15 protein-coding genes are annotated in these 14,530 nt (G+C 63.6%); 8 read left to right on the forward strand and 7 right to left on the reverse strand.

Translation table 11 applies throughout. From position 1 onward, the window contains the following. Positions 1-42: 42 nt before the first annotated feature. Positions 43-1,245: an FAD-dependent monooxygenase gene (locus ACP15S_RS07965; protein WP_425039035.1), complete on the reverse strand. Its 1,203-nt coding sequence runs from the start codon at positions 1,243-1,245 to the stop codon at positions 43-45. A gap of 89 nt (positions 1,246-1,334) precedes the next feature. After that, positions 1,335-1,757, reverse strand: a complete 423-nt coding sequence (gene dksA / locus ACP15S_RS07970) for an RNA polymerase-binding protein DksA (protein WP_425039036.1) — start codon at positions 1,755-1,757, stop codon at positions 1,335-1,337. A 177-nt stretch (positions 1,758-1,934) separates the two neighbouring features. Here dksA and ACP15S_RS07975 point away from each other — a divergent pair, with 177 nt between their 5' ends. After that, positions 1,935-2,774: an AAA family ATPase gene (locus tag ACP15S_RS07975; RefSeq protein WP_425039037.1), complete on the forward strand. Its 840-nt coding sequence runs from the start codon at positions 1,935-1,937 to the stop codon at positions 2,772-2,774. Positions 2,775-3,222: 448 nt separating this feature from the next. On the opposite strand, the gene ACP15S_RS07980 is transcribed toward ACP15S_RS07975, so the two are convergent. Genes ACP15S_RS07980 through ACP15S_RS07990 form a run of 3 tightly spaced genes read right to left on the reverse strand, consistent with a single transcriptional unit; the run spans position 3,223 to position 5,672 of the window. After that, positions 3,223-3,762, reverse strand: a complete 540-nt coding sequence (locus ACP15S_RS07980) for an RSP_2648 family PIN domain-containing protein (RefSeq protein WP_425039038.1) — start codon at positions 3,760-3,762, stop codon at positions 3,223-3,225. Continuing rightward, on the reverse strand, positions 3,759-4,967 hold the full coding sequence (locus tag ACP15S_RS07985; protein ID WP_425039039.1) for an RSP_2647 family RNA methyltransferase: 1,209 nt from the start codon (positions 4,965-4,967) through the stop codon (positions 3,759-3,761). The genes ACP15S_RS07980 and ACP15S_RS07985 overlap by 4 nt, the downstream gene beginning before the upstream one ends. A 51-nt stretch (positions 4,968-5,018) precedes the next feature. After that, the gene (locus tag ACP15S_RS07990; protein WP_425039040.1) at positions 5,019-5,672 is read right to left on the reverse strand and encodes a DUF6778 family protein; all 654 of its coding nucleotides are present in this window, start codon (positions 5,670-5,672) and stop codon (positions 5,019-5,021) included. Between the two features lie 263 nt (positions 5,673-5,935). Here ACP15S_RS07990 and edd point away from each other — a divergent pair, with 263 nt between their 5' ends. Both edd and eda read left to right on the forward strand, forming a co-directional pair. Beyond that, positions 5,936-7,741, forward strand: coding sequence for a phosphogluconate dehydratase (gene edd / locus ACP15S_RS07995; RefSeq protein ID WP_425039041.1), 1,806 nt, complete (start codon positions 5,936-5,938; stop codon positions 7,739-7,741). Positions 7,742-7,819: 78 nt separating this feature from the next. Then, positions 7,820-8,461 carry a bifunctional 4-hydroxy-2-oxoglutarate aldolase/2-dehydro-3-deoxy-phosphogluconate aldolase gene (gene eda / locus ACP15S_RS08000; protein WP_425039042.1) on the forward strand — a complete coding sequence of 214 codons (642 nt, stop codon included), beginning with the start codon at positions 7,820-7,822 and terminating at the stop codon, positions 8,459-8,461. A gap of 118 nt (positions 8,462-8,579) precedes the next feature. Here the strand turns inward: eda and ACP15S_RS08005 are convergent, their stop codons facing one another. Further along, positions 8,580-8,843 carry a hypothetical protein gene (locus ACP15S_RS08005; RefSeq protein WP_425039043.1) on the reverse strand — a complete coding sequence of 88 codons (264 nt, stop codon included), beginning with the start codon at positions 8,841-8,843 and terminating at the stop codon, positions 8,580-8,582. Further along, on the reverse strand, positions 8,840-11,629 hold the full coding sequence (locus ACP15S_RS08010) for a glutamine-synthetase adenylyltransferase (RefSeq protein ID WP_425039044.1): 2,790 nt from the start codon (positions 11,627-11,629) through the stop codon (positions 8,840-8,842). Before ACP15S_RS08010 ends, ACP15S_RS08005 begins: the two co-directional genes overlap by 4 nt. 128 nt (positions 11,630-11,757) lie before the next feature. Between ACP15S_RS08010 and ACP15S_RS08015 the strand changes: the two genes are divergently transcribed. From ACP15S_RS08015 to ACP15S_RS08035, 5 genes are all read left to right on the forward strand, one after another. Further along, a complete protein-coding gene (locus ACP15S_RS08015; RefSeq protein WP_425039045.1) occupies positions 11,758-12,345 on the forward strand; it encodes an NAD(P)H-dependent oxidoreductase in 588 nt (195 codons plus the stop codon). Continuing rightward, on the forward strand, positions 12,342-12,809 hold the full coding sequence (locus ACP15S_RS08020; protein ID WP_425039046.1) for a YbaK/EbsC family protein: 468 nt from the start codon (positions 12,342-12,344) through the stop codon (positions 12,807-12,809). The genes ACP15S_RS08015 and ACP15S_RS08020 overlap by 4 nt, the downstream gene beginning before the upstream one ends. A gap of 116 nt (positions 12,810-12,925) precedes the next feature. Then, on the forward strand, positions 12,926-13,369 hold the full coding sequence (locus ACP15S_RS08025) for a DUF2852 domain-containing protein (protein WP_425039047.1): 444 nt from the start codon (positions 12,926-12,928) through the stop codon (positions 13,367-13,369). Between the two features lie 129 nt (positions 13,370-13,498). Continuing rightward, positions 13,499-13,999 (forward strand): DUF2852 domain-containing protein, encoded by a 501-nt coding sequence (locus ACP15S_RS08030; protein ID WP_425039048.1) that lies wholly within the window; start codon positions 13,499-13,501, stop codon positions 13,997-13,999. An 81-nt stretch (positions 14,000-14,080) separates the two neighbouring features. After that, positions 14,081-14,518 (forward strand): RDD family protein, encoded by a 438-nt coding sequence (locus ACP15S_RS08035; protein WP_425039049.1) that lies wholly within the window; start codon positions 14,081-14,083, stop codon positions 14,516-14,518. Positions 14,519-14,530: the final 12 nt, after the last annotated feature.

Raw genomic sequence — 14,530 nt, forward strand, 5'->3', positions numbered from 1 at the left:
GTCTTCCTCTTGCTTAAATATCCGGGGGAGACGCGCGTCCGTTTAGACTACTGAGGCAGAGCCCCTGCCGGGCGTGCTCGCTTGCGTCACGTCATGGGCATAGAGCCAATCGAACTGGTGCAGCAAGCGCCCGGGCGCCATGCGCGAGAGCGTGCGCATGCCCAGATGCGCCGCGAGACGGACCGGGCCGCGGCGCAGATGGTATTTCCAAGCGTTGGCATTGGCCGCCTCGATCACGCGGCTCACCCGCGGCTTGCGTTGCAGCTCATACGCGGCCAGCGCGGCAGCGGTGCCGTCATGCTGGCTCAGGCAATCGGCCAGCACCCAGGCATCTTCCAACGCCATATTGGCTCCCTGGGCCAGGAACGGCAGCGTGGGATGGGCGGCATCCCCGAGTAGTGCGACGCGCCCCTGCCCATCGGTCCAGCGCGTGGCCACCGGGTGGCGGTAGAGCCCCCAGAGAAAGACCTTCTCTGTGGCGTTCAGCAAAAGGTGCACCTCGGGATCAAACTCTGCAAACGCGGCCTTGAGGTTTTGCGGGTCATCTTCATGAAACCACCCCTCCTCCGCCCAGAGTTTGCGCTCTTCCACCGCCACGATGTTGACCATCTTGCCATCGCGCAGCGGGTAGCTCACCAAATGCCGCCCCGGGCCCATGTGCACGCGCGCGTGCATCGGATGCCCGATGACATTGGGCACCAGACAGCGCCACGCGACCTGGCCTGTGAAAAATGGCTCTGCCGTGCCGTTAAGGGCGGGGCGCATCCGCGAATGCAGCCCGTCGGCGGCCACGACAAGGTCAGCCTTGTGCTGCGCGCCTGTCGCCAGATGCACGGTCCCATCCGCCTGCGCATCAACGACCTTTTGCAACAGCTTGATCGTCACACCGGCGGCGCGTACGGCGTCCGCCAGAACGTCAACAATGTCAGCCCGATGGACAAAGAGATAACGCTGGTGCGCGGGCAATTGGGTCAAATCCAGCTTGGCCACATCCTGCCCCGAGAGCCCGTCGCGCAGAACAACGGCGCGCCCTGTGACCGAGCGCGCAGCCAGCCTGTCTGCCACGCCAAGCGCTTCGAGGACCCGCGCGCCATTGGGACTGACCTGAATGCCCGCCCCCACCTCTGTGATGGCTTCCGCCTGCTCCAGCACCGTGACCTGCGCGCCGCGCTGCGCGAGCGCCAATGCAGCGCTCAGCCCACCAATACCTGCGCCCAGAACGGTTATCTTTTGTCCCAAAATCATACGCTTTAGCTAAACGCAAAACCGCCGGGGAAGAAGCCCCGGCGGTTTCGGTAAATCGTCGCATCTGCGCGCCAACGGCGCAGCCTTGATCAATCGTCGCGATGCACTTTTTCGCGCCGCTCATGGCGCTCCTGCGCTTCGAGGCTCATCGTGGCGATGGGGCGGGCGTCCAGGCGTTTGAGCGAAATCGGCTCCCCTGTCACTTCGCAATACCCGTATTCTCCCTCGTCGATCCGGCGCAGCGCGGCGTTGATCTTGGAGACCAGCTTGCGCGCACGATCCCGCGTGCGCAGCTCCAGCGCGCGATCTGTTTCCTCGGAGGCGCGGTCGGCAACATCGGGGATGTTGCGCGTGCCTTCCTGCAAGCCCTCGATCGTGTCGCGGCTATCGGCCATAAGATCGTTCTTCCAATCGATCAGTTTGCGGCGGAAATATTCCGTCTGCCGTTCGTTCATGAAAGGCTCGTCCTCGGCGGGACGATAATCATCCGGCAGAAACACTTCTTGTTTCATGGCGTTTCCCTCTTCTCGCTTAGAGGCTGTCATGAATCTCTCCTTTTCAGCCCCTGCTACCCCTGCCGCACGCTCTAGCGGTATCGGCGCACCTTGTCACTACACAAAGCGGAAGCTAAGTCCTGATTTTAGACCCGTGGCGCGGCGCGTGCCATGATGTAGCGCAAGGAAAAGAACATGCAGTTTCAGGGCACAGAGAGCTATGTCGCGACCGACGATCTGACCATGGCGGTCAATGCCGCCGTCACGCTGGAACGTCCCCTGCTGGTCAAGGGCGAGCCCGGCACCGGCAAGACGGAACTGGCCCGTCAGGTGGCCGCATCTCTGGGCTGCGAGATGATCGAATGGAACATCAAATCGACCACGCGCGCCCAGCAAGGCCTTTATGAATATGACGCAGTCAGCCGTCTGCGCGACAGCCAGCTGGGCGATGCGCGGGTCAATGACGTCAAGAATTACATCCGCAAGGGCAAGCTCTGGCAGGCGTTTGAGGCGGACCAGAAAGTCGTGCTGCTCATTGATGAGGTGGACAAGGCCGATATCGAGTTTCCCAATGATCTGTTGCAAGAGCTCGACCGGATGGAATTCCATGTCTACGAGACTGGCGAGACGATCAGCGCAAAAATCCGTCCAATTGTCATTATCACCTCGAACAATGAAAAGGAGCTGCCTGATGCTTTCCTGCGGCGCTGCTTCTTTCACTACATCCGCTTTCCCGATGCCGAGACGATGCGCAAGATCGTCGAAGTGCATCATCCGGGCATCAAGGGCGAGCTGCTGACCGCCGCCCTCACGCAATTCTATGAGTTGCGCGAGCAACCGGGCCTCAAGAAGAAGCCCTCGACGTCGGAAGTGCTCGATTGGCTCAAGCTGCTGCTGGCGGAGGATCTGACGCCGGAGGACCTCAAGCGCGAGGGCGCCAATGCCCTGCCCAAGCTGCACGGCGCTCTGCTCAAGAATGAACAGGATGTGCATTTGTTCGAGCGGCTGGCCTTCATGGCGCGCGGCGGGCGGTAGGCTTTTTCAACTCACACCAGCCCGGTGCGCGGCGCAGCCGCAGGGCGGCACCTGCCCGTCCCGGCGGGCTGGTGCCTTGGTAACGTCAGCGCGACGATGGGCTGATGCAATGACTTGGTTGGGATAAATCGCGGAGAACAGAGGCCGCAGCACCACCCCACGGGCAGGCGCCGCCCTGCGTCCCCAGATAGAAACCCAACGCACGCTTGCCCGCTGGTCATAACCGCGCTCAACCACGAGCGCGCAGGTCAGAAAGACATGAGCAGAGCGATGCCTGCCCGTGGGGTGGCGCGACATCGCCACGGTATCTGCGCTTTATCTCAGCCAAGTCATTGCGCGGAATGAGCCTTTCGCCAGCGTCACCATGGCGCCAGCCCGCCGGGACGGGCAGGCACCGCCCTGCGGCTGCGCCGCGCACCGGGCATGGGTGAGATCGAACACGCGCCTCCTACCCCAGCGCCTTGCCCAACCGCGGCAAGCGCGCCTTCTTCATCAACTTGCGCATGGCCCACGCCTGCCCGGACAACCGCTCCGCCGTCAGACGTATCTCTTCACAAATGCCCGCGACAGCCTCGGGGTCTGCCTGCCAGAACCCATGCAGCAGAGCATCGGGATCATTGCGCGACAGGCCCTCTTCAGCCAGCATATGGCGCGGAAAATCCTTGGCATTCATCGTCACGATCCCGTCTGCGCTGGATGCAATCGCCGCCGCCAGCACATGCACGTCATTGGGATCGGGCAGCCAGAGCCGCGCTTCGAGAGACGGGGGCCAGGCCACGCAAGCCTGAGGCCATTGCGATTGCAACAAGGCAATCTCGCCCTCCGCCTGCGCCGCCCCCTCAGGGCCCAGCTTGAGCGCCGCGCGGCGCCATTCCTCCAGAATACGCGCGGACCAGAGAGGCGTGAAAAACCCCGCGTGTGCCGCACCCATCAAGACCTCCCGCATCACGGTCGGGTAGAGGACGCAGGCATCAAGCAGCAGTTTCATAGCCGGTAGAACAGCGCTTTGAGATAGCCCGATTCCGCCAGTTGCGGCAGCATCGGGTGATCGGGGCCGGCAAAACCTGTGTGAATGAGCTGAGCTGTGCGGCCAGACCCTGCCAAAGCGCGCCCGATGCCCCGGCTACAGGCTGCGCGAAACCGGCTCAGATCGGCTGCGTGCGAGCACGAACACAGCACCAGATACCCGCCCTCCGCGACCAGCGGTGCCGCCAGCATTGCCACACGCTCATAGGCGCGCAGCCCCTTTTCCAGAGCAGATTTCTTCGGTGCATAGGCAGGCGGGTCGCAGACCACCAGATCAAATAGCGCCCCCTCCGCAGCGAGCGCTTCCATCTGGGCATTGGCATTGCCACAGCGCACCGACAGGCGGTCCCCCTGCCCCATCGCCGCAGCGCCGCCTTCAGCCAGCGCCAGCGCGGGGGCCGAACCATCCACACAAGTGACCGCCGCTGCGCCCGCGGCCAGCGCGGCCAGACCAAAGCCACCCACATGGGAGAACACATCCAAAACCCGCGCGCCCGGCGCCAGCTGCGCGGCAAAGGCGTGGTTCGGGCGCTGGTCAAAGAACAATCCTGTCTTCTGCCCACCTGTGAGATCGGCAAGATAGGTCGCCCCGTTCATAGGCACCGGCACCGGCCCGTCCGGTGCCCCCCCCGCAAGGACTTCCGCGCTATCGTCGAGCCCTTCAAGGACCCGCGCCCGCCCGCTTGCATTCTTTAGCACATGGGTCACGCCCTCAAGCCGCAAGAGCGCCTCGGCAAACTCTGCCTTGAGCGTCTCCGTCCAAGCCGCGTTGGGCTGAAAGACAACACTGTCGTCAAAACGGTCGATGACGACGCCCGGCAAACCATCGCCTTCAGCATGAACCAGCCGGTAATAAGGCGCGTCATAAATCCGCGCCCTCATGGCGAGCGCGCGCGCGAGCCGGGCATGGATCCAGTCCACGTCAATCGTGGCGTTTGGATCGCGGTCCAACATCCGCGCGACAATGCGGCTGGCGCAATTGACCGCAACAAGGCCAAGAGGTTCGCGTGCGCCGTCTTCCAGGAGCGCAATCGTGCCCGGCGCAATGGCCTTTGTCCGCCGGTCCATGACCAGTTCATTGTCAAACACCCAAGGGCTGCCATGGCGGATCTTGCGCGCATCCGTTTTGGGACGCAGTCGCACAATAGGAAAAGAGAGCGCTGTCATGGCGCTCTCTTAGTCTCTGTCCCGGGGTTTAGAAAGGGGCGTCTTTCTGGCTCAGAGCTCGTTGACGAGATCAAAGAAGCCGTAATTCGCAGTGACCCAACCATCCTTGGTCAGAAGCTCCGTCACGATGACCCGCGCCAGATGGTGGGTGATCCGGTATTTCTGCGTCACGCCCCGGTTTTCTGCCGCAACTGCCGCCCGGCCGCCAAGCGCATCGAGATTGGCATCGACCAGCTTGGGCTCAGTCAGGCGACCACCGGTGCTTGGCTCGCTCAGCCACCATATGAAGTCAATGTCATGCACGCCGCCGACCGTGTAACGCGCCTTTTCGGTAATCGCATGAAAGCGCGTGACCTGCACATTCAGTACAACCGGACGCTCGCCAATGACCGAAGGCTCTCCCAGAGCCACGCCCTGTTTGAAAATCTGCGCGACCTGATCATGGCGGTTGCCAATGGGATCTTCGCGCCAGACGATATCCCCGCTGGGATAATACCGGTTGGCCTCCGAGACGCGCAAAGAGCGCGGAACGGTGACATTTGTCGCTATGATGTGAAACGCGCCGAGCCGGTCCGCAGGCGCCGTGAGCGGTGCGCTCAGGGGGGGCTCAAATGCGGCATTGCGCATGGCGGTATCGGGTTGGGCACAAGCGCTCAATCCGAGCGCAACGAGTGCGAGGGCGCAAAAACGGGTAAACATCATCATGTCGCCTCCTTGGCTGGGCCGCACAACCCGCGCGGCGTTAACCTTAATGCTAGAGCGCAATCTGGGCGGGAATTGGACAGCTCCAAGGAGCTTTCGCGCCAAAGGTTCGGCACAGTGCGGTACAGTGCGCCGCAAATCGCTACGCAAAGCGCGTCACTCTTGCCTAAAAGAAAGGCTTGTCAGCGCCCGGCTCTCGCCGTATCAAGCGCACAAGTTAGCGCTAACAGCGCCTCATGATCGATTTGTAGCCAAACGAGAGCCACATGCCCCTGCATCCCCTTATCGAAGATGTCACCGCCCGGATCATTGACCGCTCGGCCCCGCGCCGCAGAACTTATCTCGAGCGCATGCGCCAAGCCGCCGCTGAGGGCCCGCGCCGCGCCCATCTGACCTGCGGCAACCAGGCCCATGCCTACGCCGCCATGGGAGGCGACAAGAACACGCTGACAGACGAACGCTCGCCCAATCTGGGCATCGTGACCGCCTACAACGACATGCTCTCGGCCCATCAACCCTTTGAAGGCTATCCGGACGTGATCCGCGCAGCGGTGCGCAAAGTTGGCGCGACAGCCCAGGTCGCAGGCGGCGTTCCCGCAATGTGTGACGGGGTCACGCAAGGCCAGGTCGGTATGGAGCTGTCGCTCTTCTCCCGCGATGTGATCGCGCTGGCCGCCGGTGTGGCACTGTCGCACAACACTTATGATGCCGCGGTCTATCTTGGCGTTTGTGACAAGATCGTCCCGGGCCTCATCATTGCCGCAGGCACGTTCGGCTATATCCCCGGTCTGTTCATTCCCGCAGGCCCCATGACCTCGGGTCTGCCCAATGACGAGAAAGCCAAGGTCCGCCAGAAATTCGCCGCAGGCGAGATTGGCCGCGACGAGTTGATGAAGGCCGAAATGGCCTCCTACCACGGCCCGGGGACGTGTACCTTCTACGGCACTGCGAACTCCAATCAGATGCTGATGGAATTCATGGGGCTGCACCTGCCCGGGACGTCCTTCGTCAATCCCGGCACGCCCCTGCGAGAGGCGCTCACGGAATATGCCGCGCAGCGCGCCGTGTGCATCACCGCGCTGGGCAATGAATATACACCGGTCTGCGATGTGCTCGATGAGCGCGCCTTTGTGAATGCCATGGTGGGCCTGATGGCGACAGGCGGATCCACAAACCTCGTGTTGCACCTGCCGGCCATGGCGCGCGCGGCGGGCGTCGACATCACGCTGGAGGATTTCGACGCCATCTCGTCGGTGGTGCCACTGATGGCCAAGGTCTATCCCAATGGTCTGGCAGACGTGAACCATTTCCACGCCGCAGGCGGTCTGGCCTACATGATCGGTGATCTGCTCGACGCAGGCCTGCTGCATGAGGATGTGACGACCGTCTCGGGCAAGGGCCTCTCCGCCTATGCCTCCGAGCCGACCCTCAAGGATGGCACCGTGGCCTGGGCCCCGGGCCCCCGCGAGAGCCAGAACGATCGCATCCTGCGCCCCGCAACCGATCCGTTCCAACCTACGGGCGGCCTGCGCCAGATGGCAGGCAATCTGGGTCACGGCATGATGAAAATTTCCGCCGTCGCCCCGGAGCGCCATGTCGTCGAGGCCCCCGCCCGCATTTTCGAGACACAAGAGGCCGTCAAAGAGGCCTTCAAGGCCGGAGAGTTCACCTCGGATACGGTCGTCGTCGTGCGCTTCCAGGGCCCCAAGGCCAATGGCATGCCCGAGTTACACTCCCTGACGCCCACGCTGGCTGTCCTGCAAGACCGGGGTCTCAAGGTGGCCCTTGTGACCGATGGCCGGATGTCCGGCGCCTCCGGCAAAGTGCCCTCCGCGATCCACGTGAGCCCCGAAGCGCTCGACGGCGGACCGCTGGCAAAACTGCGCGATGGCGATCTTGTGCGCGTCGACGCAACGGCGGGTGTTCTGGAGGTTAAGGCAGAGGACTTTGACAGTCGCACGGCTGCGACGCCGGATCTGTCCGGCAATGGCCACGGCGTGGGCCGCGAGCTTTTCGAGGTCTTCCGTCAAACCGTGGGCCCGGCCTCCAGCGGCGCTGGCGTGGTTGTCTGATCGCGCCCGCTCCTTCATCTTGCCAAATAAACTCCCGCCGGAGGCTCCCGCAGCCCACCCCAAGCGAAAGGCCCGATTATGACACCCCAAGACGCCTCCAAACGCTCCGCCGAGATCTGCCGGGCCGCCCCTGTGGTGCCTGTCCTTGTTGTGGACGACGCAGCCCATGCCCGCCCGCTGGCCGAGGCGCTCGTGGCCGGGGGGCTGCCCGCACTTGAGGTCACGCTGCGCACGCCCGCCGCGCTGGACGTGATCCGCGCGATGGCGGACGTCCCCGGTGGCATTGTCGGCGCAGGCACGCTTCTGACCCCGGGTGACGTGAAAGCCGCAAAAGCTGCGGGCGCGAAATTTGGTGTCTCCCCCGGCGCGACGGACCGGCTCCTGCAAGCCTGCGAAGATGAAGACCTGCCATTGCTGCCAGGAACCGCGACTGCGTCGGAGGCCATGCGCCTGCTGGAGCGCGGCTACACGGTCCAGAAATTCTTCCCCGCCGAGGCCAATGGCGGCGCCCCGGCTCTCAAGGCCATCGGCGCGCCCATCCCACAGGTCTCCTTTTGCCCCACGGGCGGTGTCTCCTTGAAGAACGCGCGGGAATATCTGGGCCTTGCCAATACGCTCTGCGTTGGGGGCTCATGGGTCGCGCCCAAGGACAAGGTGATGGCGGGCGATTGGGCCGGCATCGAAGCGCTGGCGCGCGAAGCCGCTGCCCTGCCTCGCTGAACCCACCTGATCCAAATGTCGCCGCTATCGCGGCGGCAGGATTTTGTAGTCGGGGCTCCGCCCCGGCGGCAAATTGCATTTGCCGCTCCCCGGCGTATTTTGGGCCAGATGAAATCACTCAGTTTGTGCGGCTGCGTCCCCGCCATCCGCCACGGCGGCGCGGGGCGGCCATGCCGGCCTGTCCGGCCTTGAGCACCTGCGTCATCGGGTGCGTCTCGGAGCCGTAGCGTTCGAGCAGCGCCGAGATGGCTTTTGACGTATCTTCTTCCAGCGGCAATGCCAGCGCCCAATCGAGAAAAATGGAGCGGCATTCCGCATCGGTGATGCCTTCTATGTTGTAGGCTTCGCGGATCAGGCCTTTGGGGTCCAGCGGATCGGTCATGTCTCACTCTTCGGTAGTGCCGCTGTGATGGCCGCTTCGGCACGCCCGCGCATATGGTCCAGCGACCCTATGAGGTCTTGCAGCGTCGTTTGACCCGTTTCGCGCAGAATGAAGGCCATGCTGCCGCCGGTCATGTCATCTTCCTGAAGTGGTTTGTCAGAGAGCAGGCGCGCAGACATGTTGAGCTGTGCCTGCAGATCATAAGCGGCGCGCAGCGGCGCGGCGTCAGGAACAAGCCCCACGGCTGCGCAGGCTTGCAAGCCCGCCGAGGTTGTCACCGCGGTTTCACCCGCAAGCAGCGAGCCCGCCTGTGCAAGAAGTTCGATATCCTGCATGCGACCTGGTCCGATCTTGGCATCAAGCACCCCCTGCGGGGCCTTGGCCGCCGCGATCCGTGCACGCATCTGGGCCACTTCCGAGAGGACGTCCTCACGCGGCCGCTTGCCCAAGAGATCTGTGCGCAGGTCTTCGATGTCAGCCGCAAGGCTCTCTGACCCAGCCATCGCGCGCGCGCGGGTCAGCGCCAGATGTTCCCAGACCCACGCTTCCTCGCGTTGGTAGGTGTTAAAGCTGGCCCAGGAGGTGGCGACGGGCCCTTGGGTCCCTGACGGGCGCAGGCGCATATCGACCTCGTAGAGCCGGCCCTGCGCCATGGGCGCGCTCAGGGCTGTGACCAGAGCCTGCGTGAGCCGCGCGTAATAGGGCCGGGCTTGCAGCGGTCTCGGTCCGGTTGAGGCGTCTTGCTCCAACGGGTCATAGATCACGATAAGATCAAGGTCTGATTGCGAGGTCAGCCGCCCGGCGCCCAGTGATCCCATGCCAAGGATCACAGCCCCGCGCCCTGGAGGTGCTCCATGTTTGCTCTCAAACTGCGCCACGACGACAGGCCAGAGCCCGCGCAGGACAGCTTGCGCCAGCTCCGCGTAATGGTGGCCCGCGCGTTCGGCATCAATCAAACCACGCAGGTGATGCACGCCTATGCGGAAATGCACCTCCTTGCACCAGATCCGGGCCGCGTCGAGCTTGGCCTCGTAATCCTCTTCGCCTGCCAGCCGCGCAGACAGCTCCCCCACCAGCGCCTCGAGCCCCGGCCAGGGCGACCAGAAATCGCCGCCAATCACGGCATCAAAGACGCCGGCATTGCGCGACAGATGCAGCGCCAGCGCAGGCGATGTCCCGGCGATATCCACGATGAGATCAATCAGCTGAGGGTTGGCCTGAAAGAGCGAAAACACCTGCACCCCGGCGGGCAGGCCCGACAGAAAGCCGTCAAACGCCATGAGCGCTTCCTTGGGATGGCTGGTCTGCGACAGACGGCGCAGAATATCGGGCTCGATCCGGGCAAAGATCTCAGCCCCACGGGCCGAGCGCAGCGCGGGATAGGTGGGCCAGCGCGCAGTGATCTCCGAGCTGATCTCCGGCGGGACCTCATCGATTGCCGCCTCTGAGCGCTCGTGTTTCTCCGGCGCAAAGAAGGCTTCAATCGCGCCGTGCACCGCGCCCAAACGCTCCAGGAGCTCAGCGTTGAGATCCGCCACGTCGCGGTCCATCATGGCCGCCAGCCGCGCAAACCCCTCGTCATTGACGGGCAAGGTGTGGGTCTGGGCATCGTTGACCATCTGCAAGCGATGCTCGACGGTCCGGTGAAACCGGTAATGGTCGACAAGCTCTTCGGCCAAGGCCTCCGGGATGCGCCCGCGCGCCGCCAACTGGCGCAACCCCTCGACGGTGCCGCGCAGGCGCAGGCTTTCGTCGCGCCCGCCCATGATCAGCTGCTGCGTTTGGGTAAAGAATTCGATTTCGCGAATACCCCCGCGGCCCAGCTTCATGTGATGGCCGGGCAAGGTGATCGGCCCGCCCGTGCCTTTATGCTCGCGGATGGCCAGACGCATGGCATGGGCGTCCTCGATTGCCGCAAAATCCAGATGCCTGCGCCAGACAAAGGGGCGCAATGTCTTGAGGAACCGCGCGCCCGCCGCCACGTCACCCGCGCAGGCCCGCGCCTTGATGAAGGCCGCGCGCTCCCAGGTGCGCCCGAGGCTCTCGTAGTAGCGCTCCGCCGCTTCCATCGCCATGACCACCGGCGTGACCGCCGGATCGGGCCGCAGGCGCAGATCGGTGCGAAAGACATAGCCGTCGCCGGTATTGTCAGACAGGGTTGCACACATGGCGCGCGTGGCCTTGACCAGCGTGGCGCGCGCGTCGTGAAATTCATCGGGGTCAAACTGGGTCTCGTCAAAGAGGCAAATAAGGTCGATATCAGAGGAATAATTCAACTCCCCCGCCCCCATCTTGCCCATGGCCAGCGCCACCATGCCCGCGCCGCGCTCGGCATCGGCCTCCGTTTTGCCCGGCAGCTTGCCGCGTGTGATGAGCGGCTGGAGCGCGCAGCGCAGCGCGGCATCGGTTGCGGCATCGGCAAAATCACTGAGCGCGCCGGTGACCTCTTCGAGCGACCAGATCCCCGCCAGATCCATCAGCGCCGTGAGCAACGCGACCTGCCGCTTGGCTTGTCGCAGCGCAGGCTTGATGCCCTCAGGCCCCATGGCGCGCACCTCGGCCAATACCGCGCCAAGCGCCTCGGAGGGCGCGGCAAGGGCAGAGGGCAGCCAGGCCGCCTCCTTGTCGATCAGCCCCTTGAGATAGGGCGAACACCCGCCCGTGCCGCGCAGCAGGGCGGCGGCGGTCTCATCCAGCCCGGGGACGGCCTGCACGGCCTCCTCCCCGCGCTCGGCGTTGAAAGGACGGGGCATGCGGGTGGGGCTCAGGCCTGTCAGTGTGTTCATGGGCGCAGATGGCCACGGGGGCGGATCAAGGTCAAGCGGGAGACGCTCTTGTCTTTTCGGCCCTCCGGGGGGAGTTTTCCCGGCAAGATGAAGCGACGCGACGGGACGAGCCGTGCGAAGGAGACAAGATGCAGATCATCGTGGTGCAGGCCCATCCTCTTGGCACATCGCTCTGTGCGTCTTTGGCACAGCGTTGCGTGACGCGGCTGCGCGCGGCGGGTCATGACGTGTATCTGCGCGATCTCTACGGCGAAGGGTTCGACCCGGTGCTCAGTGCTCAGGAGCGTGCGGGCTATTACACGCGAGATTTTGAAGACCGCGCGGGGCTCCGGGAGGCCGAGGCGTTGATCCTCGTCTTTCCCACATGGTGGTTTGGCCTGCCCGCGATCCTGAAGGGCTGGATCGATCGGAGCTTTCTGCCCGGCGTGGCCTATGACCATGCCGACGATCTGAGCGCCCTGCGGCCCCGGCTGGACCGGTTGCGCCATGTGATCTGCATCACGACGCTTGGGTCTCCGGCCTGGATCGACTGGCTGGTGCTGCGCCGCCCGGTGGCGCGGGCGCTGAAATGGGGGCTGGTGAAGGCCTGCGCGCCAGGGGCACGCTATGCCCATCTCTCGCTCTACCGCGCGGAGCGGGTCGCACCGGACCGGTTGACGCGGTTTGAAGCGCGGATCGACAAAATACTGACAACGCACCTTGGAGACAAATCATGAGCAAATCCCTCAAACGCGTGCGCGCCGCGCTGGAGGCGGCCGGTGTGACGCCCGACATCCGCGAGGTTGGACAGGCGCGCACTGCCGCCGAGGCCGCAGATGCCGTGGGCTGTCATCTCGATCAGATCGCCAAGTCGATCATCTTTCGCGGCGCGCGCAGTGGCGAGGCCGTCTTGTTCCTGACCGCAGGCGGCAATCAGGTGGACCCCGTGCGCGCATCCGAATTGGCAGGAGAGGCGCTGGGCAAGGCGGACGCCGCCCTCATCCGCGCGCAAACGGGCTTTGCCATTGGCGGCGTGGCCCCCATCGGCCATCTCTCTCCCATCCGCGCCTGGCTCGACCCCAGATTGCTGGAATTTACCGAAATCTGGGCTGCTGCAGGCACACCACGGCATGTTTTCCCACTAAACTCCGCTCTGCTTGAGAAAATCACAGGTGCGCAAGCATCTGATTTTACTTGCTAAATAAAATAAATGTAATAAACATTCACATTGACCCTTGCACAGATCACGCCACACTCCCATCTTGGTGATGTGAAAGACATTCACATAACCGACGCAAACAAGATGGAGCCAAGACAATGACAACCCTCGCCACCAACCCAACCGCCCCCGCCGCGACCCGCCCCGGCTGGTTCGCCCGCGCCGAGATGTGGCTGGATGCGCGCGGTAAAGGCGCGTGGATTGCCGCCATGGTCCTTGGGTTCATCTTCTTCTGGCCCGTTGGCCTCGCCCTTCTGGCCTACATGATCTGGAGCAAACGTATGTTTTCTGGAAGCTGCCGCAGCGCACGCCGCCATAGCCACCATGCCGCATGGGGTGCTATGAAACCCTCAGGCAACAGCGCCTTTGACGCCTACAAGAGCGAAACCCTGCGCCGTCTGCAGGAGGAACAGGACAATTTCGAATCCTTCCTCGAGCGTCTGCGCGAAGCCAAGGACAAGGCCGAGTTTGACCAGTTCATGGACGAACGCGCCGAGGCCGCCCAGAAACAAGCGGCTCAAAAAGAAGACGAAAACGCCTGATATCGGCACCTGCCCTGCGCTTTTTGCGCAGGGCGCACGCCCCAGGGGCTCTTGGATTGGAGAGCCCGCCCGACGACCAAGGCGCGCCCGACTGGCGCCATGAGACAAGAGCCAAGAGGATTTACAGATATGTCCACGTCGCATTCATCCCGCAGGACTTCCGCACATTCCCGTCCGCCGCGTGGCGTTTCGGGCTTTGTTCTGGTGGTCATCATGGTGCTCTACACCGGCTTTGCGATCCCCGTCTCGGTTGTGGCCATGGGCAATTCCTTCTTCTTCGGTCTCGCGCTGGCGGCGTTTCTGGCCTACCAATGGACCCGCCTGCCCGCGATCCTGACGGGCATGGCGCCAGAGAGCGCTTCTGTGGAAGACGTTGCGCCGCAAATGCCCGAAACCACGACCACCGCCTCCTCAGGCAATGCCAGCTTTGATGCCTATCGCAGCGATGTGCTGGGCCGACTGGAGCGGGAACAGGAGAAATTCGAAGGCTTCGTGACCCGCCTGCGGGCCGCCAAGGACGCCACCGAATTCGACGCGTTCATGGAAGCGCGCGCCAACGATGCCCAGACCCGGCGCATTTCGGCCACGGACCTCGACACACCCACCGAGCTTGCGCCTGAGCGCGCGTGACCCGACACTGACGACCGGGGCCCGACCCTCCCACGCGCCGGGCCTCTCCGCAAACCAACACCAGCAAGACCAGAGCCTCCCATGCACACCGCCGCCCTGCCCGATCCCAGCTATCAGCCTGAATTCTACGCCTCCGTGACGCCCAAGCGCGGGATTGCCTGGATCATCGACACGATCTTCATTCTGGCGCTCTGCGTTGTGATCCTGCCCTTCACGGCCTTCACCGCTCTGTTTTTCTTTCCCTTCTTCTACCTCGTCATCGGCTTTGCCTATCGCACCGTGACCATCGCCAATGGATCGGCGACACTGGGCATGCGCATGATGTCCATTGAGCTGCGCGATGCGATGGGCCACAAGCTGACGCTGGGCGGCGCGTTCCTGCATACACTGGGCTATACGATCTCGATTGGCATATTTCTTGTTCAGGTTGCATCCATCGTTCTGATGATGGCCTCAGATCGCGGCCAAAGCCTCACAGACATGGCGCTGGGAACTGTGATGCTCAACCGCCGCGTGTAGCGCAAAATCGCA

The sequence above is a fragment of the Primorskyibacter sp. S187A genome (genome assembly GCF_049800955.1).
Lineage (GTDB): Bacteria > Pseudomonadota > Alphaproteobacteria > Rhodobacterales > Rhodobacteraceae > JAKVBH01.

Coding starts and splice junctions, on each gene's coding strand:
- ACP15S_RS07965 (WP_425039035.1), bottom strand. CDS start 1,245: ATGATTTTGGGACAAAAGATAACCGTTCTGGGCGCAGGTATTGGTGGG.
- dksA (WP_425039036.1), bottom strand. CDS start 1,757: ATGAAACAAGAAGTGTTTCTGCCGGATGATTATCGTCCCGCCGAGGAC.
- ACP15S_RS07975 (WP_425039037.1), top strand. CDS start 1,935: ATGCAGTTTCAGGGCACAGAGAGCTATGTCGCGACCGACGATCTGACC.
- ACP15S_RS07980 (WP_425039038.1), bottom strand. CDS start 3,762: ATGAAACTGCTGCTTGATGCCTGCGTCCTCTACCCGACCGTGATGCGG.
- ACP15S_RS07985 (WP_425039039.1), bottom strand. CDS start 4,967: ATGACAGCGCTCTCTTTTCCTATTGTGCGACTGCGTCCCAAAACGGAT.
- ACP15S_RS07990 (WP_425039040.1), bottom strand. CDS start 5,672: ATGATGATGTTTACCCGTTTTTGCGCCCTCGCACTCGTTGCGCTCGGA.
- edd (WP_425039041.1), top strand. CDS start 5,936: ATGCCCCTGCATCCCCTTATCGAAGATGTCACCGCCCGGATCATTGAC.
- eda (WP_425039042.1), top strand. CDS start 7,820: ATGACACCCCAAGACGCCTCCAAACGCTCCGCCGAGATCTGCCGGGCC.
- ACP15S_RS08005 (WP_425039043.1), bottom strand. CDS start 8,843: ATGACCGATCCGCTGGACCCCAAAGGCCTGATCCGCGAAGCCTACAAC.
- ACP15S_RS08010 (WP_425039044.1), bottom strand. CDS start 11,629: ATGAACACACTGACAGGCCTGAGCCCCACCCGCATGCCCCGTCCTTTC.
- ACP15S_RS08015 (WP_425039045.1), top strand. CDS start 11,758: ATGCAGATCATCGTGGTGCAGGCCCATCCTCTTGGCACATCGCTCTGT.
- ACP15S_RS08020 (WP_425039046.1), top strand. CDS start 12,342: ATGAGCAAATCCCTCAAACGCGTGCGCGCCGCGCTGGAGGCGGCCGGT.
- ACP15S_RS08025 (WP_425039047.1), top strand. CDS start 12,926: ATGACAACCCTCGCCACCAACCCAACCGCCCCCGCCGCGACCCGCCCC.
- ACP15S_RS08030 (WP_425039048.1), top strand. CDS start 13,499: ATGTCCACGTCGCATTCATCCCGCAGGACTTCCGCACATTCCCGTCCG.
- ACP15S_RS08035 (WP_425039049.1), top strand. CDS start 14,081: ATGCACACCGCCGCCCTGCCCGATCCCAGCTATCAGCCTGAATTCTAC.